This window comes from Hydrogenophaga palleronii NBRC 102513 (assembly GCF_001571225.1).
GTDB lineage: Bacteria > Pseudomonadota > Gammaproteobacteria > Burkholderiales > Burkholderiaceae_C > Hydrogenophaga > Hydrogenophaga palleronii.
Genome location: NZ_BCTJ01000004.1, coordinates 29,010 through 52,380, shown reverse-complemented (window position 1 = coordinate 52,380; position 23,371 = coordinate 29,010). Strand labels below are relative to the sequence as shown.

19 protein-coding genes are annotated in these 23,371 nt (G+C 61.0%); 11 read left to right on the top strand and 8 right to left on the bottom strand.

Going from position 1 to position 23,371, the window contains the following annotated elements; translation table 11 throughout:
• Window positions 1-6: 6 nt before the first annotated feature.
• The 4 genes from HPA01S_RS04820 (at window position 7) to HPA01S_RS04805 (ending at window position 3,015) form a co-directional block, all read left to right on the top strand.
• Window positions 7-756, top strand: coding sequence for an NAD(P)H-dependent oxidoreductase (locus HPA01S_RS04820; RefSeq protein ID WP_084360473.1), 750 nt, complete (start codon window positions 7-9; stop codon window positions 754-756).
• Between the two features lie 64 nt (window positions 757-820).
• The gene (locus tag HPA01S_RS04815; protein WP_066267386.1) at window positions 821-1,198 is read left to right on the top strand and encodes a DUF1330 domain-containing protein; all 378 of its coding nucleotides are present in this window, start codon (window positions 821-823) and stop codon (window positions 1,196-1,198) included.
• 114 nt (window positions 1,199-1,312) lie between these two features.
• Window positions 1,313-1,948, top strand: a complete 636-nt coding sequence (locus HPA01S_RS04810; protein WP_306307109.1) for an FMN-dependent NADH-azoreductase — start codon at window positions 1,313-1,315, stop codon at window positions 1,946-1,948.
• Entirely contained in the window at window positions 1,945-3,015 is a 1,071-nt protein-coding gene (locus HPA01S_RS04805) for an alpha/beta hydrolase family protein (protein ID WP_066267384.1), read from the top strand. The genes HPA01S_RS04810 and HPA01S_RS04805 overlap by 4 nt, the downstream gene beginning before the upstream one ends.
• 178 nt (window positions 3,016-3,193) lie before the next feature.
• Here HPA01S_RS04805 and HPA01S_RS04800 read toward each other — a convergent pair whose 3' ends face one another.
• The 5 genes from HPA01S_RS04800 to HPA01S_RS04780 form a co-directional block, all read right to left on the bottom strand.
• Entirely contained in the window at window positions 3,194-3,565 is a 372-nt protein-coding gene (locus tag HPA01S_RS04800; protein ID WP_084360472.1) for a c-type cytochrome, read from the bottom strand.
• An 11-nt stretch (window positions 3,566-3,576) separates the two neighbouring features.
• Window positions 3,577-4,650 (bottom strand): XdhC family protein, encoded by a 1,074-nt coding sequence (locus HPA01S_RS04795; protein WP_066267653.1) that lies wholly within the window; start codon window positions 4,648-4,650, stop codon window positions 3,577-3,579.
• Between the two features lie 11 nt (window positions 4,651-4,661).
• Window positions 4,662-6,902, bottom strand: coding sequence for a xanthine dehydrogenase family protein molybdopterin-binding subunit (locus HPA01S_RS04790; protein ID WP_066267380.1), 2,241 nt, complete (start codon window positions 6,900-6,902; stop codon window positions 4,662-4,664).
• 13 nt (window positions 6,903-6,915) lie between these two features.
• A complete protein-coding gene (locus HPA01S_RS04785; RefSeq protein WP_066267377.1) occupies window positions 6,916-7,389 on the bottom strand; it encodes a (2Fe-2S)-binding protein in 474 nt (157 codons plus the stop codon).
• 121 nt (window positions 7,390-7,510) lie between these two features.
• The gene (locus HPA01S_RS04780; protein WP_066267376.1) at window positions 7,511-8,494 is read right to left on the bottom strand and encodes an aldo/keto reductase; all 984 of its coding nucleotides are present in this window, start codon (window positions 8,492-8,494) and stop codon (window positions 7,511-7,513) included.
• A gap of 118 nt (window positions 8,495-8,612) precedes the next feature.
• Here HPA01S_RS04780 and HPA01S_RS04775 point away from each other — a divergent pair, with 118 nt between their 5' ends.
• Complete coding sequence (locus HPA01S_RS04775; RefSeq protein WP_066267375.1) at window positions 8,613-9,494, top strand: LysR family transcriptional regulator; 882 nt, start codon at window positions 8,613-8,615, stop codon at window positions 9,492-9,494.
• Window positions 9,495-9,542: 48 nt separating this feature from the next.
• Here the strand turns inward: HPA01S_RS04775 and HPA01S_RS22585 are convergent, their stop codons facing one another.
• Complete coding sequence (locus HPA01S_RS22585; RefSeq protein WP_164706293.1) at window positions 9,543-10,265, bottom strand: NADPH-dependent F420 reductase; 723 nt, start codon at window positions 10,263-10,265, stop codon at window positions 9,543-9,545.
• A gap of 401 nt (window positions 10,266-10,666) precedes the next feature.
• On the opposite strand from HPA01S_RS22585, the gene HPA01S_RS04770 reads away from it, so the two are divergent.
• The gene (locus tag HPA01S_RS04770; protein WP_066267373.1) at window positions 10,667-12,013 is read left to right on the top strand and encodes an NTP/NDP exchange transporter; all 1,347 of its coding nucleotides are present in this window, start codon (window positions 10,667-10,669) and stop codon (window positions 12,011-12,013) included.
• A gap of 182 nt (window positions 12,014-12,195) precedes the next feature.
• Here the strand turns inward: HPA01S_RS04770 and HPA01S_RS04765 are convergent, their stop codons facing one another.
• Entirely contained in the window at window positions 12,196-12,852 is a 657-nt protein-coding gene (locus HPA01S_RS04765; protein WP_066267370.1) for a TetR/AcrR family transcriptional regulator, read from the bottom strand.
• A 116-nt stretch (window positions 12,853-12,968) separates the two neighbouring features.
• Between HPA01S_RS04765 and HPA01S_RS04760 the strand changes: the two genes are divergently transcribed.
• Complete coding sequence (locus tag HPA01S_RS04760; protein WP_066267369.1) at window positions 12,969-14,690, top strand: acyl-CoA dehydrogenase family protein; 1,722 nt, start codon at window positions 12,969-12,971, stop codon at window positions 14,688-14,690.
• A 202-nt stretch (window positions 14,691-14,892) separates the two neighbouring features.
• On the opposite strand, the gene HPA01S_RS04755 is transcribed toward HPA01S_RS04760, so the two are convergent.
• On the bottom strand, window positions 14,893-15,579 hold the full coding sequence (locus HPA01S_RS04755; protein ID WP_169801505.1) for a nucleotidyltransferase family protein: 687 nt from the start codon (window positions 15,577-15,579) through the stop codon (window positions 14,893-14,895).
• 416 nt (window positions 15,580-15,995) lie between these two features.
• On the opposite strand from HPA01S_RS04755, the gene HPA01S_RS04750 reads away from it, so the two are divergent.
• The 4 genes from HPA01S_RS04750 (at window position 15,996) to HPA01S_RS04735 (ending at window position 23,320) form a co-directional block, all read left to right on the top strand.
• The gene (locus tag HPA01S_RS04750; protein WP_066267651.1) at window positions 15,996-19,193 is read left to right on the top strand and encodes an efflux RND transporter permease subunit; all 3,198 of its coding nucleotides are present in this window, start codon (window positions 15,996-15,998) and stop codon (window positions 19,191-19,193) included.
• Window position 19,194: 1 nt separating this feature from the next.
• Window positions 19,195-20,355: an efflux RND transporter periplasmic adaptor subunit gene (locus tag HPA01S_RS04745; protein WP_066267360.1), complete on the top strand. Its 1,161-nt coding sequence runs from the start codon at window positions 19,195-19,197 to the stop codon at window positions 20,353-20,355.
• A gap of 17 nt (window positions 20,356-20,372) precedes the next feature.
• Window positions 20,373-21,782 carry an efflux transporter outer membrane subunit gene (locus tag HPA01S_RS04740; RefSeq protein ID WP_066267357.1) on the top strand — a complete coding sequence of 470 codons (1,410 nt, stop codon included), beginning with the start codon at window positions 20,373-20,375 and terminating at the stop codon, window positions 21,780-21,782.
• 440 nt (window positions 21,783-22,222) lie between these two features.
• Window positions 22,223-23,320, top strand: coding sequence for an alpha/beta hydrolase (locus HPA01S_RS04735; protein ID WP_066267355.1), 1,098 nt, complete (start codon window positions 22,223-22,225; stop codon window positions 23,318-23,320).
• Window positions 23,321-23,371 lie beyond the last annotated feature (51 nt).

Genomic DNA, 23,371 nt, shown 5'->3' with positions numbered 1-23,371 from the left:
TTCCGCATGAACATGCCCCCCATCCACGACATCGACACCGACGACTCCGCCGCCGCGCGCGAGCGCAGGGATTTCATCAAGGCCGGGCTGGTCGTCACGGCGGCCGCCATGATGCCGGGCATCGCCTCTGCGGCATCCGCTGCCGCGGGTACTCGCAATGCGGGCGTCGAGAAAAAGGTGCTGATCATCAACGCGCACCAGAACTATCCGGGCATCAGCGAAGGCCGGCTCAACCGCACCCTGGTCGCGTTGATGAAGGATGAACTGGAAAAGAAGGGCCATCAGGTTCGGCTGACTGCCATCGAGCAGGGATACACCGTCGACGAGGAAGTCCAGAAGCATCTCTGGGCCGACATCATCATCACCCAGTCGCCGGTGTTCTGGTTCGGCGCGCCCTGGATCTACAAGAAGTACATCGATGAGGTCTTCACGGCCGGCATGGTCCAGCAGAGCTTCATCTCAGGCGACGGCCGAACGGCGGATGACCCGGCGCGGCAGTACGGTACCGGCGGCAAGCTGCAGGGCAAGCAGTTTCTGCTCTCGCTGACCATGAATGCCCCCCAAGGAGTGTTCGACGACCGCAGCCAGAAGCTGCACGAGGGCCGGTCATTGGACGACCTGTTCTGGGCCACGACCTCGGTCTACAAATTCTGCGGCATCGCGATCTTGCCGACCTTCGGCGCCTTCGACGTCATGCGCGCGCCTCAGATCCAACGCGACACCGACCGCCTCAAGCAACGTTTGGCGAGTCTTTGAAGGTTGGCGTTCACGGCCTGTCTCTGCGGGCTTCTCTTCAAATCATGCACAAGGAATGAACAGTATGAAAAAGCAAATGATGGGCGTGCTCGCCGCGATCGCGTTGACCCTCTCGTCAGGCGTGTACGCCCAGGAGACGAAAGCGCCTGGCTACATGATCGCCAACTACACGATCACCGATCAGGCCGGCTTCCAGCGCTACATGGACGCGGCAGGCTCGCTCGCAGCCCAGTACGGCGGCAAGATCATCGTCTTCAACTTGAATGCGACCGCCGTGGAGGGCAAACCGGAGTCCGTCATGGCCATCGCCGAGTTCCCCAGCCTGGCCGATGCCCAGCGCTTCTATGGCTCCCCGGAATACACCGCTGCTCGCAAATTCCGAGTGGCGTCGACCAAGGGATCGGTCGTGATCACCGAAGGGTTCGTGCCGCCCAAGCAATGACATCCGGCCGGCTGACGGCGATTCACCACGTCATCAAGGGGAGCGCACCATGACGAAGATTCTTCACATCGATGCCAGCGCCCGGCCCGGCCTGGGCGGCATTGATGCGCACGGATCGTACAGCCGCCGGTTGAGCGGCACCTTCGTCAGCGCCATTGGCTGTCCCAACAACCCGACGCCCAAGTCCGCTACCGCGACGTGGGTAGGCAGCCTCCCGCCCATATCGACCATCGCTGGATCGAGGCGGCATTCGGTACTGAACGCGATGCGCCGTGGGCAGCGGAAGTTCTGGCACATAGCAACGAACTGTCGGACGAACTGCTCTGGGCAGACGTCCTGGTGCTGGGTGTGTCCATGTACAACTTCGGCATGCCGTCGAGCCTCAAGGCATGGATCGATCATATCGTTCGATTGGGACGCACGCTGCACTACACGCCTGAGGTCAAGGATCACCCCTTCACCGGTGCCTTCGCCGATCGGAATGTCCCGGTCGTGGTGCTCTCCTCACGCGGCGACCACGGCATGGACCCTGGCGGCATATATGCGCACATGAACCATCTCGATCCCGCCATCGCGACAGCGCTGGGTTTCATCGGCTTGCACGACATCCGCAGCATCGCTGTCGAGCACCAGTCCCAAGGCGGCGAGCCCCTGGCCCAGTCCGTGCGCAGCTCACTGTCCGCCACGACCAGGCTGGTCGACGATCTCCTTCGTACACACGCTTCAACCGACTCCAGGAGTTTCGCATGAGCAATGACATCGACGGCCTCGCCTCAGGCGACGGCGCAAGTTCACACAGCCGCCGCCAAGTGCTGAAGGCAAGTGCATCACTGGCTGCACTGCCCCTGATGGCGATGGCCGCATCCGGCGCCAGAGCCGCTGGCATCGGACAGACCGCTGCAGTCAACGCCCCCGTGGCAGCGGATGCGAAGTCGGAGGCCTTCATCAACGGCATGGCTGACCTCATGGCCCATTCGACGCGCACGCCCATCCTGCGCTGGCCACATGAGTACGGCCTTGAGTTTGAGGAGATCTTTTTCCCGGCCATGGATGGCGTGCCGATCGAGGGCTGGTTCATTCCCGCCAATTCGGACAAGCTGCTGATCTTCAACCATCCAATGCCGTGCAACCGCTACGGCTATCCGGGGCATCTGGCTCCGTGGCAGGACTTCGGTGGCTTTGAAGTGAACTTTCTGCCGGAGTACAAGATCCTGCACGACGCCGGCTACAACATCCTCACCTACGACATGCGTAATCACGGACGCAGCGGCACGGGCAGCGGCGGTATCAACGGCCATGGCGTGCTGGAGTACCGGGATGTGATCGGTTCCATGCGCTATGCAAAGTCGCGAACCGACACCCGCAACATGCGCACCGCGCTCTACAGCCGCTGCCTGGGGGCCAACGCTAGCATTGTGGGCATGCACAAGCACCCGGAGGAGTTCGCACACATCAAGGCCATGATCGCGCTGCAGCCGGTATCGCCGGCCGTATTCGTGGCAACGGCCGTCGAGAACCAGAAGATCGCCAATGGTGTGGCGCTGTTCGACGCGGCGCTTCACCGACGCACGGGCTACCACCTGGCCGACGTGTGGCCCATGGAGTACGCGAAAGCCGTAAAGCTACCGACCCTGGTTGCCCAGGTGCGCGAGGACTTCCTGACCAAACCTTCGAACGTGCAGGAGATCTATGACACGATCTCGGCCAAGGACAAGACGCTGTTCTGGATCGAAGGAACGGACAAGCGCTTCGAGGGGTACAACTACTTTGGAAAGAATCCGAAGCTCGTGCTGGACTGGCTCGCGGCGCGCGTCTGATGCGGCCGGCTCTGCCGTCGCGGATGGCAGAGCTTCTTTATCGCGTGGACGCCGGACCACCAACTCTCTTGGCCCAGGTCACGCAGTGGCACTATCTAAACGCCCTTGCTGTCGCATTGGGTGAAGCGACGTCCCACCCTCAAGGTCTCGAAAGAGGTCAGGCGCTTCGCCCGTGCGATCACTTCGCGCCGTCGAGCAACCACTGTGCGATCGTCTTCAGGTCCGCTTCGGACACCTGCAGCTGAGGCGGCATAGGCATCGCTCCCCACTTGCCAGAACTACCTCCCTTGATGTTCGCGGCAAGTTGCTCGGCGGTGATTTTGCCGTCGCTGTACTTTTCAGTGATCTCTTTCCAAGAGGGGCCAACGACCCGCGTCGCGGGCTGGTGACAGGCAATGCAGGCGTTCTTCTGCACCAGGGCCTGGTTCGCTATGGCATGACCCGGCCACAGGGCACCCGCCGTCAAGACCATGGCGAATGAGGCGATTGCTGCGCGGCACGTGAATGGCGTAAGCCATGTGGCTTTGCACGAGCTTGTGGGGATCTTCATTGTTTTTCTCTTTAAGACAGGTTGAGATAGAGAATCGGAGGCATCACTGGTGTGGTTTCGCTGATAGCAGCTCTTGGTGGACGAGCCACACTCTGCGCTTTGTCCTTCGCCGTTTGCACGGATTCACCGAGCTCCACGCCATTCTTGGCGGCCACGATCTCGGCCATGATGGACAGCGCGATTTCGGCTGGGGTTTTGCTTCCGATGTAGAGGCCGGCCGGGCCGCGTAGCTTGCTGAGTGCCGCGTCCGAAAACCCAAAGTGTTCCTTGAGCCGGGATCGACGGCTCTGCGTGTTGCGGCGCGAGCCGATCGCTCCGATATAGAACGCGCTCGAATCGAGGGCTTCGAGCAGGGCGAGATCATCCATCTTTGGGTCATGGGTCAAGGTGACCACCGCCGTGCGCGAATCAGGCTGCAGGCGACGCACCAGGTCATCCGGCATCTCCCGGCTCATGGTCACACCGTCCAGGTCCCAGGTCTCGTGCTGCTCGCGTGGATCGCAGACGATCACCTCGAACCCCAGGCTCAAGGCGATCTGGCAGACATATCTGGGAAGATCGCCAGCACCAATGATGATCAGTCGGATCTGCGGCCCGAGAAAGGTCGTCAAAGAATGCGCGTCGAGGCTGGGCACGCCATCGCGATCTCCATCGTCGAGCGTGACCTCGCCCGTCTGCAGGTCGAGCACGCGTCGCGTCGAGCGTCTACGCCGGCAGGCAACCAGAAGATCGTCGATGCGACTGAGCGTAGAGACCGCCTCCAGCACCAGCTCGATGGTTCCGCCACAGGGCAGACCAAAGCGGTGGGCCTCGTCAGCCGAAATGCCATAGCGCAGGACGGATGGTCGAGAGGCTGCGCACAGGGCCTGGATGCCGTCCTGCCTCACCTTGTCGATCAGATCGTCCTCGATGCAACCGCCTGACACCGATCCGACGGTCACTCCCTGATCGTTGATCGCCATGAGCGATCCCGGCGGTCGTGGGGAAGAGCCCCAGGTGCGTGCCACGGTCACGAGCACCACGGGAATACCGCCAAGTTGCCAGTCCTGCACCATGCGTAGCACCAGGGTGTCGAGGTCCTCCATCGCCTCACCCATCAGGTCAACTTGAAGGGCAGCGTGCGCAGTGGCTTGCCTGTCAGTTGGGCGATGGCGTTCGCGAAGGCTGGCGCCAACGGCGGCAGACCCGGCTCACCCATCCCGGTTGGTGGCTCGGCGCTCGGCACGATATGCACGGCGAATTCCGGCATGTCGGTGATGCGCGGAACGCTGAAGTCGCCGAAGTTGCTTTGCTGCACCTCGCCGTCCTTCAGGGTGATGGCGCCTCCCGGCAAGCACATCGACAGCCCCATTACGGCGGCGCCTTGGACCTGGGCTTCCACACTGCGTGGATTCACCGCCAGATTGCAGTGCACGCCGGCCGTGACGCGGTTCAGCACGGGCTGGCCGTCCCGGACCGAAGCTTCGACTACGTAGGCCACCACCGAACTGAAAGACTCGTGCACTGCCACGCCCCAGGCACGGCCCTCAGGCAGTTTGGTTTTGCCATAGCCGCTTTGGTCGACGGCCAATTGCAGCGCAGCGCGGTGACGCGGGTTCTGATCACCGAACAGCGCCATGCGGTAGGCGACCGGATCTTGTTTGGTCGTCCGCGCGATGTCGTCGAGCAGCGTTTCCATGACAAAAGCCGTGTGCGTGGAGCCCACGCTGCGCCACCACAGCACCGGTACGTTAACTTTGGGGTGGTGCACCGTCAGGCGCATCGGCAGCGGATAGGGACTGCGCATGCCTTCCACCGCCGTGCGGTCGATGCCGTTCTTCACGCCAGACGCGAACATGGTGCCTGTGATGATGGACTGCCCGACAAGCACGTGATCCCACGCCAGCACCTTGCCTTTGTCGTCAAAGCCGATGCGTGCGCGGTGCAGGTGCATGGGTCGGTAGTAGCCGCCCTTGATGTCATCCTCGCGGCTCCACAGGGTGCGCACCGGAACGTTGAGCCCGGCCGACCGTGCGGCCTTGGCGACTTCGCACGCGAGAACCACGATGTCGCTGCTGCCTTGGCCCCGCCGGCCGAAACCGCCACCCGCCGTCTGCACCTTGACCTGCACCTGTTCCGGTTTGAGTCCGAGGACGCGCGCCGCAGCAGCAGCGTCAACGCCTGCGAATTGTGTGCCTACCCAGAGATCGGCGCGTCCTTCCGACAGCTGGACCGTGCAGTTCAGCGGTTCCATGGGAGCATGCGCAAGGTACGGGAACACGAACTCGGCTTCGATTTGATGCGGAGCTGTCGCCAATGGCGCCATGTCGGCGTCGAAGTGCCGAGGACCCGGACGTTCTGCCAGCTCGCGGTACTGCACCAGCTGCTTGTCGCTGTCCACCTTCTCAACGCTGTCGGTGTCCCACTCCAGCTTGAGCGCGTCGCGCCCCTGTTTGGCCGGCCAGTAACCGTCGGCTATGACGGCAACGCCCTCTGTGCCACCATCGAAGGGCACGCGCAGCACTGCCTTGACGCCTTTGAGAGCGCGGGCCGCGCTGTCGTCGATCGACACCAGCTTCGCACCGAACACCGGCGGTCGGGCCACCACGGCTGTGACTTGGCCTGGCAAGCGCATGTCGATGCCGAAATCTTGCTGCCCGCTGCTCTTGGCCTTGGCATCGATGCGGGTAGTGGCCTTGCCGATGATGCGAAACGCCTTGGGGTCCTTGAGCGTCACCTTCTCGGGAACTGGCAGCGCCATCGCAGCCTCGGCCAGGTCGCCATAGCTCGCTTGGCGGCCATCCGGGCCCATCACCATGCCGGCCTGCGTGCGAAGGCTAGACACGTCCACGTTCCAGCGAGTGGCGGCAGCCGCTAGCAGCATGGCACGTGCGCGAGCGCCGAGCTCGCGGTACTGCGTGTAGCTGTTCTTGATCGAGTTGGAGCCGCCCGTGAGATGCATGCCGGCACGCGGGTCGTGGTAGGCGGCCGACTCAGTGCCGTTGCGGCTGCGCACGAGGCTCCAGTCGGCATCAAGCTCTTCGGCCAGAATCATTGGCAGGCCGGTTTGGACGCCCTGGCCGAACTCCAGCCGGTTGATGGTCACCGTGACCTCGCCGTTGGGCGCGATCTGTACGAACGCGCTGGGCTGCTCTTGCGGCTTGAGCGCCGTGGCGACGACATCGCCGGTCGCTTGCGCCATGGCCAGGTGGGGAAATGCACCTAGTGCCAACCCACCGACGCCGAGCATCTTCAGAAAGCTGCGGCGTGGGTAAGTGGCAGACCCCGCAGGCTCGTCACGCTCCAGCAGGTGCTGCAATGCGCGCGGGAGTTCGCTTGGAAAGCATTCGTTCAACATGATGGCGCTCCGATCAGACCAGGGTTTGGGCTGCATCGGCCACTGCGGTGCGGATGCGGGCGTAGGTGCCGCAGCGACAGATGTTGCCCGCCATGGCCGAATCGATTTCGGAGGCCGTGGGAGCTTTACCTTTGGGTTGCGCCTTGAGAAAGGCCGTCGCACTCATGATCTGGCCGCTCTGGCAGTAACCGCACTGCGCCACGTCGTGCTTGACCCACGCCGCATGCACGGCGGCGCCGACCGGATCGCTGCCATCAGTCGCTGCCTCGATCGTCGTGATGGCCTTGCCCTCTGCCGCCGACAGGGGCGTGATGCAGGAGCGGATAGCCTGCCCATCCAGGTGCACGGTACAGGCGCCGCAAAGCGCTGCGCCACAGCCGAACTTGGTGCCGGTTAGCCCCAGCGTGTCGCGCAGCGCCCAAAGGATCGGCGTGCTGGGATCGACGTCGACCGTTTGTGAACGGCCATTGATGTTCAGAGTGCTCATGGTGGGTTAGTTCTCCGCAATAAGGTTGCGCCTGCATTTCGCGACGATGTCCGTCGAAGCCCAATGAAAAGCCACGAGAAATCCCGTGGCACCTTCCAATGACCAGCGATTTCTGCTGTATTCAGCGATTGACCAGCCGCTGACGATCCTCAGAGTAGCGGGCTCCCTGAATCGTGAGCGTGGCCAAGGCCTGCTCGATCTGGCCCAGGTCCTCCGGTGTCAGCACGACCTCCACGGCGCCGACGTTTTCCTGCAGGCGGTGCAGCTTGGTCGTGCCGGGGATCGGCACGATCCAGGGCTTCTGCGCCAGCAGCCATGCCAGGGCGATCTGTGCCGCTGTGGCCTGCTTCTGCGCAGCAATGCGTCCGATCAGTTCGACCAGTACCTGGTTCGCCTTGCGGGCATCGGGATTGAAACGTGGCACGGTGTTGCGGTAGTCGTCGCTGGCAAAGATGGTCTGCTCGGTGATCGCGCCAGTGAGGAAGCCCTTGCCGAGCGGGCTGAACGGCACGAAGCCGATTCCCAGCTCTTCCAGCGTCGGCAGGATCTCGGCCTCGGGCTCCCGCCACCACAACGAGTACTCACTCTGCAGGGCGGTGACAGGCTGGACGGCATGTGCGCGGCGAATGACATCTGCTCCGGCCTCGGACAGCCCGAAGTGCTTGACCTTGCCCTGCTGGATCAACTCTTTGACGGTACCGGCAACGTCCTCGATCGGAACGGCCGGATCGACACGGTGCTGATAGAACAGGTCGATGCGATCGGTCTTCAAGCGTTTCAACGCAGCATCGGCGACCGCCTTGATGCTGTCAGGGTGGCTGTCCAGCCCCTTGGCAGAATCGCCCGCCCGGAAGCCGAACTTGGTGGCGATCACCACCTTGTCCCGGATCGGCGCCAAAGCCTCACCGACGACTTCCTCGTTGGTGAAGGGGCCATAGGCTTCAGCGGTATCAAAGAGGGTCACGCCCAGATCGACGGCCGACCGTATTAAGGCGATGGCTTCAGCCTTGTCCGTTGCCGGCCCATAGGCGAAGCTCAGCCCCATGCAACCCAAGCCAATCGCCGAAACTTCCAGGCCGCTAGTTCCAAGTGCGCGCGTTTTCATGGGAATCCTTAACTAAATTGCAGAGGTGTTCAAATTTAAACCTCCTTCGTCCTGATGAATAGACTGCTAAATCGGGATAAACTCATAATCCAATCTAATCAATCAGGACGACGAATCCATGGCGAGATTTGATGAACTGGCGGCCTTCGCGACAGTTGTACGCGAGCGCAGCTTCACCCGCGCTGCGGCGCAGATGGGCGTATCGCAATCCGCGCTCAGCCAGACCATCCGCGCCCTGGAAACCCGCCTGGAGCTCAAACTGCTGAATCGCACGACGCGTAGCGTCTCACCAACCGAAGCGGGTGAACGGCTGTATCAGACAGTCGCTCCCCGCTTCGCGGACATCGAGGCTGAGCTGGCCGTGCTCGGGGACCTGCGCGGCAAGCCCGCCGGCACAGTGCGTATCAGCGCCACCGAAAGTGCCGTGCAGACATTGGTCTGGCCACGTCTTCAGCCCTGGCTGCCAAGCCATCCCGACATCAAGGTCGAAATCAGCAGCGACAACCGCTTTATCGATATCGTGGCGGAACGCTTCGACATCGGGGTCCGTCTCGGAAACGACGTCGCCAAGGACATGATCGCGGTGCGCATGGCACCCGAACTTCGCATGGCTGTTGTTGCAAGCCCTGAGTATCTGACGTCCCGGAGCACGCCTCGGACACCAGAAGACCTCACAAAACATGACTGCATCGCATTGCGCCTTCCCACACATGGAGGCGTGTTAGCCTGGGAATTCCAGCGTCGCGGCAAGACCATCAATGTTCACCCCAGTGGTCAACTCGTGTTCAACACGACGGCGCTTGCCGTCATGGCCGCCGTGGGCGGCCAAGGACTGGCTTGGGCCTCTGTCAACTTTGTCAAAGATCACCTTGCCAGGGGCGAGTTGGTCACCGTTCTCGACACCTGGGCCATGGTCTATCCCGGCCACCATCTCTACTACGCAAGCCGTAGCGCCTCGCCAGCACTGATGCTTGTCGTCCAGGCGCTGAAGGAACAGTGATCGATGGTCACTTTCGATCCTTAAGATCAAAGGTAGTTTGCGAGAGGCTCATGCGCCAGGCGGCAAACTCAGCAGCTTGCGCAGGGCTGCGGCATCGGTATTGGCCCTGAATCCGGCACCACCTCGCTGGAAGGTACGCGCAGTGGGCAGGTCGCCGGTAATCACGGGTTCGCTGCCAGCATCGCGTACCAGCTGCGCAGCAACTTTAAGGGCCTGTGCATCGTTACTGGCAATGGGCACGCCCAGCTTCTCGCCCTCGCGACGTGAAGACGCACTGATTGACGTCGCATCGGTTGCGCTGAAGGCACGCACCAAGCGTGTACCCGGCAAGTACTTGGCGGACGTCTCGCCAACACCGTTGGCGTAGGCTTCGCGGGACAACGGATTGCCCTCGTCCGGTGGCGGATTGGTCGCATCCAGTACGATTTTTCCACGCAGGGCGGGCGCCAAATCACGCCCTAACTCGGGCAATGCGTTGTAAGGCGTAGCGAATAGCACGACGGTGCCGAACTCCGCAGCCTGCTTTGAAGTGCCTACGGAAGCACGTGGACCCAGTTCAGTCGCCATCGCTTGCAGTTCGGAGGGATTACGCGTGGAGAACATGACCTCGTGGCCCGCTTGCACCCACAAACGCCCAATGGTTCCTCCATGGGATCCCGCCCCAATGATGCCAATGCGCATTTTTTCTGCTGCACTACCGATGCTGGGCATGAGCGCGAAAGCGGACAGTGCTCCTAGGGCGAGCAAGACAGAACGACGAGTTGTTGACATGACTGCAGTCCTTTCGTAATGGTCAATCGTTTGAGATTTAACACGAACTGCGATTGGAAAATAACGACCAAATCCCGCATGCCTTCATTAGCGAATCTAATGAGTTATCGTCCGCAATTACCTGTACATTCTTAATGATATACGGAGAGGATCGACGTCCCCGAGGTGCACATCAAAGGCATCGCGGTGGTCACGTTGCTGACGTTTCGTGCTCCTCTCCTTGAACCATTTCTGCGTTGCGGGCGCCATTTCGACCGGCTTGTTTCGGTTTAGCGAGCCCCGCCGACTGCAGCGTCTGCTCGGATCTTCGTTCGTGGTACGTGCCGCTCGGAACGTCACCCTGCAAGCAAAACCGTAAAAGACACTGCAGGTGTGGCGCATATCCTAGGCACCTGAGTACCATGACCCAGTTCGATCCCCGCCCGCTTTTCCTTCGTGGCTTACAACGCATGGGCGATGTCCGCGCATCGGAGGCGAAGGCCCTCGCATGGGCGTGCTTGTACGTCTTTGTTCTCTTCCTCGCCTACTATGTGCTGCGCCCCATTCGCGATGAACTCGGGGTCGCTGGCGGCGTGCGCAACTTGCCTTGGTTGTTCACCGGCACGCTTGTGGCGATGCTCGCCATCAATCCGCTCTTTGCCTACGTCGTACGGAACTGGCCGCGGGAGCGCTTCATCGCCATCACGTACCGCTTTTTCATGGCGAATCTGGTGGTCTTCCTCCTTCTTCTGAAGCTTGCGGAGCCGTCCCACCAGGTCTGGGTAGGTCGCGCGTTTTTCATCTGGGTATCCGTCTTCAACCTCTTCGTCGTCTCTGTCTTCTGGTCGTTGATGGTGGATGTCTTCAATGCTGAACAAGGCAAGCGGTTGTTTGGTTTTCTGGCCGCAGGCGCGACCATTGGCGGAATCGCCGGCTCCAGCCTGACTTCCGGCCTGGTGGCGACGTTGGGACAGGCGTGGCTAATGGTGGTGGCCATCCTGCTGCTCGAGGTGGCGGTCTTCGCATCTCGTCGTCTGGTGCGCATGGGCCAGGACTTCGAGCGTACCGAGGAAGACAGGGAAACCCAAAACGCGATGGGGGGCGGCGTATTCGCTGGAATGAGCCACACGCTGCGCTCCCCGTACCTGCTCGGCATCGCATCGTTCATCCTGCTGTACTCGATCACTTCAACAGTGCTGTACTTTCAGCAAGCGGCCATCGCAGAAGCCAATTTCTCCGACCGCGCTGCCCGAACGGCCTTCTTCGCAGACATCGACTTCTGGGTGAACGTCCTGACGCTGGTCTTTCAGTTGTTCCTCACCGGCAGACTGCTAAAACGGCTGGGAGTCACCGTCATACTCTGCGCGCTGCCTCTGTGCAGCGTGATCGGGTTTTCATCCTTGTCCCTGTCTTCGACGGTGGCCGTTTTCGTCGCTGTGCAAGTCGCTCGGCGCGTCAGTAACTTTGCACTGGCCCGGCCTACCCGAGAAGTACTCTTCACGTCGGTGACGAGGGAAGATCGGTACAAGGCCAAAAACTTCATCGACACCGTGGTTTACCGCGCAGGCGACCAGGTAGGAAGTTGGTCGTATGCCGCCATGCTGGGCCTTGGACTAAGCTTAAGCGGCATCGCCATCGTGGCCATACCGTTGTCGGTGGGATGGCTGCTGCTAAGCGTCTGGCTGGGGCTGCGACACGAGAAGCAGATGGCCACAAGCAGTGACGGCACGCCTCCAAGTCGCTTGGCACCTGCTATGCACAACCAATAGCCACGCGAAGAGGCCGTCTGCGATCCGCGCGAGACTGGCGATTGACCTAAAACAATCGTGTCCCTGCAAACTATTGAAGTGGGCCTCCGGTACGCCGCCTAACGTTCGAAAAGCTGATGAAGCTGTGTCAGCAGTGCCTGTTCTGGATACAGAAGCGTGTACGCCGACCCAACAGCAAACGCTCAATAACGCCTATCGAGCACGGGCGAGGACCGCAAAGCTGCCAGATAGCTTGTCGCAGCAAGTCGCAATTGCTGGCGCACGTCGCCCTTATCGAAGCTCTCTTCACCAGACAGTGCGGTATGCGCAAGCGCTCCATACACCATCATGGAAAGCGTCAGGGCGGGTCCATGGGCGTCTTGGCCGACCGGCCAATCTGAGGAAGCCTCCAGTAACAGCTTCCACCGAAGAGTAAACCGTGCATAGTCAGCGCGGTACTGCGGCAATGGGCTGTGGAGGCGTTCAAGCAGAAAGTGCTGCCCCCAACGCGCATGGTCATCCATGACCATGTCCAGCAGTGTCAGTACCGTTCTCTCAGCACTCTGCGCCATCGGCTGTCCGACCGCCTCAGCTCGACACTTCTCCAACGTTTTCAGTATTCGTTTCGAGCGAAAGTGAACGCAGGTTCGCGCAAGCTCCTCCTTGCTTGTGAAGTACTCATAAAAGCTTCCAAGCGCGACGCCGGCCACCATCACGATGTCACGAATTGTGATCTGATCGTATTCACCCTCCACCAAAAGCTGAACAAAGGCGTCTTGAATCGCTAACGATGTCTGCCATGAGCGCGACTGAACAGGCTTTCGACGAGGCCTGGCAACGGTTGTCTTTCGCTCGATCATGCTTTCTGAAATCCGGACATGACAGTTGAACCAACTTTCTAGAATTATCTGGAGCGAGGTCGCTTATTTCGGCTCTCGCGATCATGACTCATCCAGTCGTCACTAGGAGCAAAAACATGTCTGTCGTCGAGAAAGCAGAACTCTTCCAGAACACTACCGCAAGGCCCGATGCCTTCGGCGCGGTGACCCACATTGTCGAGAACCAGCCAACGGATTTAGTCGACTACAACCTCTTTGATGCTGATCTTGCGCTGCGAGAGAACGTAGCGCTGGCGGGTGCAGAGTGGGCGATCTCCGATCTTGAACGCTTTGGCGCACTCGTAGGCTCCGCCGAGTACCTTGAACAAGGCCATCTTGCCAACAAGTTCCAGCCCGAGTTCGATACGCATGATAGACACGGGCGTCGCATTGACCAAGTGCGCTTTCACCCCTCTTACCACGCGTTGTTGAAGGTGGCGTTCGAAGAAGGCATGCATTCTTCTCCCTGGACAGATCCCAAAGCCGGAGCACATGTGGCGCGGGCCGCGAAGTTCTACCTCCAATGCCAGGTCGAAGCCGGACATGGCTGCCCCATCGCGATGACCTTTGCGGCGACGCGTGCGATCCAGATGCAACCTGATCTTGCAGCACAGTGGTTGCCGAAAATCACGGCCTGGAACTACGACCCTCGAAACATTCCTGCCGAACAGAAGCAAGCCCTGACCATTGGCATGGCCATGACCGAGAAGCAAGGCGGTTCGGACGTGCGGGCGAACGCAACGCGCGCCATTCCAGTCGGAATCGAAGGTCCGGGGCAAGCCTATGAGCTGGTCGGTCACAAGTTTTTCGTGTCCGCCCCGATGTGCGACGCCTTCTTGGTGCTCGCGCAAGCGCCTGGTGGCCTGTCCTGCTTTCTCATGCCTCGCTGGAAGCCGGACGGTAGCAAGAATCCGATGCAAGTGCAGCGTCTGAAGAAGAAGCTGGGGAACATCTCCAACGCTGCCGGCGAAACAGAATTGCGCGGCGCACTTGCCTGGATGGTTGGACCGGAAGGAAGGGGCGTTTCGACCATCATCGAAATGGTTGCGATGACCCGTTTCGACTGCATGATCCTCTCATCGGGTGGCATGCGGATGGCCCTTGTCCAGGCCCTCTACCACTGCCGAAGCCGCCTTGCGTTCGGCAAACGCCTCAGTGATCAACCGCTGATGCAGAACGTGCTGGCTGACCTTGCTTTAGAAAGCGAAGCCTCGCTGTCGATGACTTTGCGCATCGCACGCGCATTGGATCAATCTGGGAATGCGCATGAAGATCACATGGCCCGTCTGGGCACAGCGCTGGGAAAATACTGGATCTGCAAACGCACGGCGCAACATGCTGTTGAGGCCATGGAATGCATTGGTGGAAGCGGCTTCATGGAAGACGGCCCGATGCCCAGGCTCTACCGCGAGGCGCCCCTGAATGCCATCTGGGAGGGGTGTGGGAACGTGCAGTGCCTTGATGTGATCCGTGTCTTCAAGAAGGAGCCCGAGACGGTGGCCGCATTCTTCGACGAGGTCAACTCAGCCAAGGGCCTGAACGTGCTGCTTGATCGCTATGTTGATGCGCTGAAAAACGACCTGATCGACTTGAGCGACATCGAATACAGGGCCCGCGATATCGTGGATCGCATGGCAATCGCATTCCAGGCAGCCCAACTTCTCAAGACATCGCCGAGTTTCGTAGCGGAGGCGTTCTGCAGATCTCGCCTCGACAGCCGCGGTCATCACCAGTACGGCGCACTGCCTCGCGGGATCGATGTCGTGGGAATCATGGAACGAGCGCTTCCGTCTCACCTTGCTTCGACAAGTGGCAATTGAAGCAAGCGCGTTGCTCAAACGAGATCAGTCGTGCACGCTCCGAGATGGCTGCTGCACGCAGCAGCCATTCCACAGCGATATGCCTGTCTGTGGCGGGTGACTCTGCACTTTGGCTGAGAGCGAGAGGCTACGCACTTGCTGCATGACCCAACTCGCCGCCCACCAGTTGGGCGGCGTTGACCACTGTCACACACGACCGCAGCTAGTGCTCGTTCGTGTCGTTTGCATTTGGTGGCAATGTCACCTCGATCGGATGCATGCGGGCCCTAAGAGCAACGAAGTCTTCGGGCGTGTCCAGATCCGTCACAAAGCCTGTGCGATCACTCTCAATGAATGCTACCGATTCGGAATGCGCTTGCATCCACTCGCGAACCCCCACGTGGGCCGGTGCACGCTGGATTTGCCGTATGACATCCCAGGCAAGGATGACCGGATGGCCCCGGACGCCATTGACCACGGGGACTTGAGCCATCGTCGCATATTTTCGCGCCCGCCAAGCCTCCAACAATGCCACGATATCCTGCTCCGTAAGCAACGGTAGGTCAGCGACCAAGAGCAACATATCCTGCCCAGGACAAATGCCAGCATGTCTCTCGATCGCCAGACGCTGAGAGTCGATGAGTTCAGGATTCTCGAGCGAATGCCGCAGGACCTCTGCGCCGCAGCGCATCGCAAGAGGGGCTAGGACAGAGGCATGAGTGCCAACCACTACGTTGACCTTATCGCAGCCAGCTTCACGTAGCGCGCGGGTTAGACGCTCAAGCAGGCTGCTGCCCCCAATCCGCAATGCTGCTTTGGGGCGATTGCCAAGACGCCGACCCAGGCCGGCAGCGAGGATGGTTGCAGAGCAGGCAACGCTGCTGTTCTGGACTGCATGGGGCGAGCTCATCATTTTGGGGGCCGCCTTTATCGAAGGACATCGCACGCCGCTCTTGCGTGGCTTAGGAAAAGACCACGCCTTCGTTCGGCAGAAGCTGATGCCCCATAGTTGAGATCAGGCAGTAGCGCCGAATCAATTCATAAGCATAGCTTCTTTAGCTATGCCGATTTTACCAGCTTATCAATAAAGCTTAACCCACGTAGAGTTCGATGAAGCTCAGAAGTCGCCTTGTTTGGAAGTACGCCCGGACAAGATGATGAAGAGCATCCAAGGCGTCTGGATGGCCGAGCCCGCTGCGGTCACAGACCTGCATAGAAGAGGCTCACAGGCGTCCTACGCAACGTCTTCATTCATCGCTCGTCGTTCTGCGATTGCGCTGAACCGCGACACCCCCTTGGCCAACCCACCGGAGTTTCGCCGTGTTCATGCAAGTGGTCCAGGTCGCCCTGCGACGCCCCTACACCTTCGTCGTCATGGCGCTGCTGCTGCTGATTGGCGGCGTGCTGACGGCTCTGCGCACGCCGACCGACATCTTTCCAGAAATCCGCATACCGGTTGTCGCCACCGCTTGGCAATACACCGGTCTGCCGCCCGACGAAATGGCAGGTCGAATCACCTCGACCTTCCAACGGATCCTCAGCGCCTCGGTCAACGACATCGAACGGATCGAAGCCAACACATACACCGGCGTGGGTATCGTCAAGATCTTCTTCCAGCCGGGCGTGGACATCGCCACCGCCAATGCCCAGATCACCGCTGCCGCGCAAGTCGCCTTGCGGCTGATGCCGGCCGGCACACAGCCCCCCGTCATCCTCAACTACAACGCCGCTACAGTCCCCATTGTTCAACTCGCGCTCTCCGGCGAGGGCATGTCCGAACAGGAATTGTTCGACCTGGGCATGAACACCGTGCGAACGCCATTGATTACCGTACCCGGCGCCGTCATTCCGCTGCCCTACGGGGGCGTGCAGCGGCAGGTCCAGATCGATCTCAAGCCCCAGGCGCTACAAGCGCGCGGCTTGTCGGCGCAGGATGTGTCGTCAGCGTTGGCCGCGCACAATGTGCTGACCCCGATCGGCACGCAGAAGATCGACGACCGCGAGTACCCGCTGCAGCTCAACAGCGCCTTGGCCGCCATCGAGGACATGGGCAGCATTCCTGTGAAAGTGGTCGGTGATACGACCATCTACCTGCGGGATGTTGCCGACGTGCGCGACGGCAATGCACCACAGTCGAACATCGTGCATGTCGATGGCAACCGATCGGTGCTGATGACCGTGCTCAAGAGCGGCTCTGCATCCACGCTCGCCATCGTCGATGGCATTCGAGGAATGCTGGACAACATGCGCGCGGCCCTGCCCGAAGCATTGCGGGTGGTACCGATCAACGACCAATCGGTGTTCGTCCGGGCGGCAGTGAAGGGAGTGGCACTTGAGGGTGTGATCGCCGCTGCCATGACCAGCCTGATGATCCTGCTGTTCCTGGGCAGTTGGCGGTCAACGGTCATCATCGCGGTTTCGATTCCGCTCTCCGTCCTGGGCTCCATCATGGCACTCGCGGCGATGGGGCAGACGATGAATCTGATGACTTTGGGTGGCTTGGCGCTGGCCATCGGGATTCTGGTGGACGACGCCACCGTGACCATCGAAAACGTCAATTGGCACCTCGAACAAGGCAAGGACGTGGAGGCTGCGATCCTCGATGGAGCGCGACAGATCGTCACCCCGGCCTTCGTCTCGCTCCTGTGCATCTGCATCGCCTTCGTGCCGATGTTCTTCCTCGATGGTGTGTCGCGCTTCTTGTTCGTCCCGATGGCCTTGTCGGTGATCTTTGCCATGGTGTGCTCATTCATTCTCTCCCGCACCCTGGTGCCGACGATGGCCAAGTACCTGCTCAGGCCACATGCGCCGCACACGGACATGCATGGCAACGACCAGGCACTGCCCCGCTCGCGCAACCCCCTCGTGCGGATTCAACGGGGTTTCGAAGCGCGTTTCGAGCGCTTTCGGAACCGCTACCGCGATTCGTTGCAGGCCGCCCTGGCGAATCGCAAGCGATTCCTCATCGGCTTCGTCGCTGTGATCGTGGCATCGTCCGCACTCGTTCCGCATCTCGGCTCCAACTTCTTTCCCTCGGTCGACTCCGGCCAGGTGCTCATGCACGTGCGCCTGCCCGTGGGAACGCGCGTCGAGGAAACCGCCTCGCGTTTCGCGCAGATCGAGCGAGCGGTTCGTCAGGTCATTCCGGCCGACGAGATCGAAACGCTGGTGGACAACATTGGCCTTCCACCCAGCAATATCAACCTGACCTACAACAACACCGGCGTCATGGGCTCCCAGGATGGTGATTTCCAGATCGCCCTTCGCGATGGCCATGCTCCGACGGCGACCTACGTCAAACAGCTCCGAGAGGTGCTGCCCTCCCAGTTCCCGGATGCGACCTTCTCCTTTCCACCCGCGGATATCGTCAGCCAGATCCTCAACTTCGGGGCACCTGCGCCCATTGACATCCAGATTCGCGGCGCGAATCTGGACAGCAACTTCGCGTACGCACAGCAACTGCTCAAACGCCTGCGTGCGATCCCGGGTGTTGTGGACGCACGCATCCAACAGTCCAATCAGGCTCACAAGTTCGACGTCACCCTTGACCGCACCCAGGCCCAGCAGCTTGGCCTGACCACGCGCGACGTGACCAACAGCCTGGTGACCAACTTGGCAGGCAGCAGTCAAGTCGCGCCCAACTACTGGCTGAATCCGGCAAATGGCATTAGCTATCCGATCGTGATCCAGACCCCACAACGTGACATCGACTCGCTGTCGGCCTTGTCCAACCTGCCAGTGGGCAATGGCACGTCGCCAGCAGACACCACATTGGGCGGTGTCGCGACGCTGACCCGAAGCAATTCCAATGCGCTGGTCAGCCAGTACAACATCCAGCCGATGGTGCAGATCCATGCAGCGACCCAAGATCGGGATCTCGCCGCCGTAGCCAAGGACATCCGGAGGGTCTTGGAAGAAACTGCTGGCGATGTGCCGCGTGGCACCCAGGTGCAGCTGCTGGGCCAGGTTGACACGATGGAGCGCGCGTTCTCAGGCCTGTTCGTTGGCCTCCTCGGCGCCATCGTACTGATCTACCTTTTGATCGTCGTGAACTTCCAGTCTTGGCTGGATCCGGCTGTGATCGTCTCGGCACTCTCAGCGGCTCTGGCCGGCATCGTGTGGATGCTCTTTGCCACCGACACAACGCTCTCAGTACCGGCGCTTACCGGCGCAATCATGTGCATGGGAGTAGCGACTGCAAACAGCGTGTTGGTTGTCAGCTTTGCGCGTGAACGGCTTGTTGAACTGGGAGATGCCACGGCTGCGGCACTCGATGCAGGCTTCGTGCGCTTTCGTCCGGTGTTGATGACGGCCCTGGCAATGATGATCGGCATGTTGCCGATGGCTCTGGGCGTTGGCGAAGGCGGTGAGCAGAACGCGCCGCTGGGCCGCGCGGTCATTGGCGGATTGCTGTTCTCAACCGTCGCCACCCTGATCTTTGTGCCCGTGCTGTTCAGCCTGGTACACGGCCGCTCGTCCGGCCAAGCCAAGCACGTGCCACAACCCGCCATTGGAGCTTCTTGACATGACCGATCAGCCATCCGGCAAGCGTCGCCGAGTGGGACCCGCTTTGGTCCTGGTGACCATCGCGGCCGCCATCGTAATCACCGGCACGGTGACCCGTTGGTCGCGCGCAGAACAACTGCGCGACAACGCAGAATCGCAAGCCATACGTTCGGTAGGAGTGATCTCGCCAGCGCCACTGGACAGTGCCACTCTGGAACTTCCCGCACGCATCGAAGCATGGTCGCGTGCCCCCATCCACGCGCGGGTCAACGGTTACCTGAAGCGCTGGATACATGACATTGGCACGCCGGTCAAAGCCGGCGAGATCCTGGCCGAGATCGACACTCCGGATTCAGATCAGGCGTTGCTGCAAGCCCGCGCCGAACTGGCACGCGCTCGCGGCGAAGCTGCGCTGGCAGATACGACGGCGAAGCGCTGGCAATCGTTGTTGGCCAGCGACGCAGTTTCGCGACAGGATGTCGAAGAGCGAGTGGCCGACAGCGCGGCCAGACGTGCCGTCGTCGATGCACTGCAAGCCAATGTCCAACGGATGCAGACACTGCAGCAATTCAAGCAGCTCACTGCGCCTTTCGACGGCGTCATCACCGCACGCAACACGGACGTCGGTTCACTGATCAGCGGGGGCGCTGCGGAGGCCCCGGGAACCGCCTTGTTCGTCGTCTCCGACATAAGGCGCCTGCGCATCTATGTGAATGTCCCCCAGCGCCAGGTCGCTTCGCTCCGGCTGGGCAGTAAAGCTCAGCTGACCGTACCCGAGCGGCCGGGCGAAACCTTTGAGGCGACGGTGCAGTCGCTGTCCCAAGCCATCGATGTGAACACAGGATCCATGCGTGTGCAGCTCATGGCTGACAATGTGGACGGAAAGCTCTTGCCGGGCGGCTTTGCCAGGGTACGTTTTGTGGCCTCGGAAAGTGCCAGGGCACTGGGGTTGCCGCCCAGCGCCTTGATCCTTGGCCGTGCCGGGGTTCAGGTCGCACTCGTCGACGATCAAGGGCGTGTGCGATTGCGCACCGTCACGATCGGCCGAGACCTAGGGCGAATCGTCGAGTTGAACGATGGCGTGGACCAGGACGACCGTGTGATCAACAGTCCGCCCGATGGCATTGCCGACGGCGATCCGGTCCGTGTTGCCGGCGCGCCTGGGGCGGCTGCGAAGTGAAGGGGCCTCGCATCGCAATGCTGGCGGCCGCTTGCGCTTTGGCAGGCTGCGCCCATGTCGAACCGGTCTCCTTGCCGGCCACGCCCGTTGCAGCCACTTACAAAGGTGTAGCGCCGGATGAAGCAACCGAGCCACTTTCGCGGCCGGACTGGTGGTCGTTGTACGAGGACACAGAGCTAGACCTTCTCCAGCGCCGGTTGGTGGAGAACAGCCCCGATCTTGCCAGCGCGCTGGCACGCTACCAGCAGGCCAGCGCGGCAACGGATACCGTGCGAGCCGCTCGCATGCCATCGGTCGGTGCCACGTTCGACGCCGCACGAAATCGCCAGTCCGAACGCAGACCGCTTCGCGGCGCGACATCGCCGGACCTTTATGACAGTTCCACGTTGGCTCTGAATCTTGAGTACGAACTCGACCTATGGGGACGTATAAGCCAGCAGGTTGCTGCTGGCGAGGCTCAAGAACGGGCAGCAGAAGCTGATTTGGCGGCAGCGCAGCTTGCGCTTCAGGTCCGACTGGCGGACACGATGATTGCGTTGCGCGGAGCCGATCAGGACGTATCGCTACTGTTGCGGGCGCAAGCGGGCTATACGCGCGCGCTCGATATGGTGGCGCAACGGCATCAAGCCGGTGTCGCATCCGGGCTCGATGTGGCCCAAGCACAGGGGCAGCTGGAAGCTGCCAGTTCACAACTGCATCAGGTACAGGCGCAGCGCGCCGTGCTAGAACATGCCATCGCCGCTTTGGTTGGCGAGCATCCGTCCACCTTTTCCATCACCCCGACCACGGTCGCCCAGACCCTGCCGACGATTCCCGCCGGTCTACCTTCCGACCTGCTGCTGCGCCGCCCGGACATTGCCGCGGCCAGGCAACGTGTGTCTTCGGCCGCCGCCGGTGTCGGAGTTGCACGCACCGCATTTTTTCCGTCAGTCAGGCTGGGCGCCTCGGGAGGCTATCAAAGTGACGACATCAGTGACTTGATCGCCGCACCCAATCTAATGTGGGCCATCGGACCGAGCTTGTTGACCACTGTATTCGATGGCGGGCGCCGAAGGGCCGAAATCAGGCGCGCTGAAGCAGTGCTTGACGAAGCAGGCCAATCCTATCGGCAAGTGGTGCTGGCGGCCTTCCAGCAAGTGGAAGACCAGCTCTCCCTGATCAATCAATACGGCCAGGCCGGATCGGCCGAGCAACGCGCCACGCAAGCGGCGCAGCGTGCTCTGGATCTGGCGAGCAGTCGCTATCGCGACGGCGCAGCAAGCTATCTGGATGTCGTCATAGCACAGGCCAATGCCTTGCAGGCGCAACGACGCATGCTGGATCTCAACAATCGTCAGCGTCGCGCTTCGGTGCAGCTCATTCTGGCGCTGGGAGGCGGCTGGCTGCAGCGGGACGACGCCTTACTCGCATCGTCCGCACATGAATGAGCGTTCGACATCAACCGTGGGCAGCTCGGATCTCAGGGGCAACGCCGCCCATGCTTCCGATTGGCCTTTGGGTGAGCGACTTTTCCAAAAAAGGTGGTGCCCTGTCGTTTTGTGCTATCGAACCTGGCATTTTCTCATCGCATCGGGCAACCAATCCGGCAGATCGTGCAATCGCGGGAGAAGACTCCGCCGTAAGCTGTCAAGTAGTCGTGCGCGCCTTCTTTTACGGCGGCCTCCGCGGGAGAGGATTGAAGCTCGGTCTTCATGTTCATCCCAGATGTCGACGTCCGTACGCGCATGCCTGCGCAACTGGGTTGACTGGCACTTCGTAATCCCGGATCCCTTCCAATGGATTCGAGCTGCACAAGCGCCTCACGGTCAAGGTGCGCAACGCTCCTATGAGCCACATTCTTTCTCTATCCTTGATTAAGGGGCCAGCAATGGACAATATCGAAATCAATGCGCACCGCCGCAAGTTCCTGGGCACAACAGCAATCGCCATGGGCGGTGTCGTGGTGGCAGGATCAGGCTTGCTGGCCTCGGTTCCTGCCGCAGCGCAAGCCACTGCGCCGTCGGGACTGGCTGTGATTGGCCACCCTGACATCAAAGGCGTTGTGGTCGAGCGGGTCAGCTATCCGAACAGGAATACGCAGACCCAGATCGCGGCTAACCTGTTTAAGCCCGCCAACTTCGACCCCGCCAAGAAGTATCCGGCGATCGTCGTGACGCATCCGATTGGCGGGGTCAAGGAACAGACATCGGGTCTGTATGCCTTGCGTCTGGCTGAACAGGGCTTCATCACTCTGGCCTATGACGCTTCGTATCAAGGCGACAGTGGTGGCCTGCCCCGCCTGATGGAACTCCCCACCGCGCGCGTAGACGACATCAGCAGCTCGATCGACTTTCTGAGCACCCACCCGCAGGTGGATGCCAACCGCATTGGGTCCCTGGGCATTTGCGGTGGCGGCGGTTATGTCGTGAATGCGGCCCAGACGGAACTGCGTATCCGGGCGGTGGCCACCGTCAGTGCCGCCGACATCGGCGATCTCCGTCGCAGCGGTCTGGCCAACAACCGCAGCTACGAGGAACGCATGAAGCTGCTGCAGGACGCGGTGGCGCAGCGTAGCCGCGAGGCTCGCGGCGAGCCCATCCGCCTCGTGCCTACGGTGCCGGAATCCACCAAGGACTTCACGGCAAGCACGCCCGTCATGTACCGCGAAGGTTACGAGTACTACAAGACGGCTCGGGGCCAGCACCCCAATGCACCCACGCGCGCGGTGTTCTCCTCGCTTCCTGCGCAGATGGCGTTCTTCGCCTTCGATCAGATTGAGACGATCGCGCCACGGCCCATTCTGATGATTGCTGGCGCCAATGCGGACAGCCTGTACACCAGCGAGAACGCGATCAAGAAGGCGAATGAGCCTAAAGAGCTCTTCCTGGTTCCAGGAGCCACGCACATCGACATGTACGACAAGCCGCAGTACGTGACGCCCGCTGTCGAAAAACTCGATGCGTTCTTCCGCCGCACCCTGGCTTAAAGCCTGACCCCGCGCCGCTTTGGCAGCGGTCGTTGTACGGATTTCCGCATG

Bases quoted from the DNA above. Each gene is read 5' to 3' on its own strand.
- HPA01S_RS04820 (WP_084360473.1), top strand. From the start codon at position 7: ATGAACATGCCCCCCATCCACGACATCGACACCGACGACTCCGCCGCC.
- HPA01S_RS04815 (WP_066267386.1), top strand. From the start codon at position 821: ATGAAAAAGCAAATGATGGGCGTGCTCGCCGCGATCGCGTTGACCCTC.
- HPA01S_RS04805 (WP_066267384.1), top strand. From the start codon at position 1,945: ATGAGCAATGACATCGACGGCCTCGCCTCAGGCGACGGCGCAAGTTCA.
- HPA01S_RS04800 (WP_084360472.1), bottom strand. From the start codon at position 3,565: ATGAAGATCCCCACAAGCTCGTGCAAAGCCACATGGCTTACGCCATTC.
- HPA01S_RS04795 (WP_066267653.1), bottom strand. From the start codon at position 4,650: ATGGAGGACCTCGACACCCTGGTGCTACGCATGGTGCAGGACTGGCAA.
- HPA01S_RS04790 (WP_066267380.1), bottom strand. From the start codon at position 6,902: ATGTTGAACGAATGCTTTCCAAGCGAACTCCCGCGCGCATTGCAGCAC.
- HPA01S_RS04785 (WP_066267377.1), bottom strand. From the start codon at position 7,389: ATGAGCACTCTGAACATCAATGGCCGTTCACAAACGGTCGACGTCGAT.
- HPA01S_RS04780 (WP_066267376.1), bottom strand. From the start codon at position 8,494: ATGAAAACGCGCGCACTTGGAACTAGCGGCCTGGAAGTTTCGGCGATT.
- HPA01S_RS04775 (WP_066267375.1), top strand. From the start codon at position 8,613: ATGGCGAGATTTGATGAACTGGCGGCCTTCGCGACAGTTGTACGCGAG.
- HPA01S_RS22585 (WP_164706293.1), bottom strand. From the start codon at position 10,265: ATGTCAACAACTCGTCGTTCTGTCTTGCTCGCCCTAGGAGCACTGTCC.
- HPA01S_RS04770 (WP_066267373.1), top strand. From the start codon at position 10,667: ATGACCCAGTTCGATCCCCGCCCGCTTTTCCTTCGTGGCTTACAACGC.
- HPA01S_RS04765 (WP_066267370.1), bottom strand. From the start codon at position 12,852: ATGATCGAGCGAAAGACAACCGTTGCCAGGCCTCGTCGAAAGCCTGTT.
- HPA01S_RS04760 (WP_066267369.1), top strand. From the start codon at position 12,969: ATGTCTGTCGTCGAGAAAGCAGAACTCTTCCAGAACACTACCGCAAGG.
- HPA01S_RS04755 (WP_169801505.1), bottom strand. From the start codon at position 15,579: ATGAGCTCGCCCCATGCAGTCCAGAACAGCAGCGTTGCCTGCTCTGCA.
- HPA01S_RS04750 (WP_066267651.1), top strand. From the start codon at position 15,996: ATGCAAGTGGTCCAGGTCGCCCTGCGACGCCCCTACACCTTCGTCGTC.
- HPA01S_RS04745 (WP_066267360.1), top strand. From the start codon at position 19,195: ATGACCGATCAGCCATCCGGCAAGCGTCGCCGAGTGGGACCCGCTTTG.
- HPA01S_RS04740 (WP_066267357.1), top strand. From the start codon at position 20,373: ATGCTGGCGGCCGCTTGCGCTTTGGCAGGCTGCGCCCATGTCGAACCG.
- HPA01S_RS04735 (WP_066267355.1), top strand. From the start codon at position 22,223: ATGGACAATATCGAAATCAATGCGCACCGCCGCAAGTTCCTGGGCACA.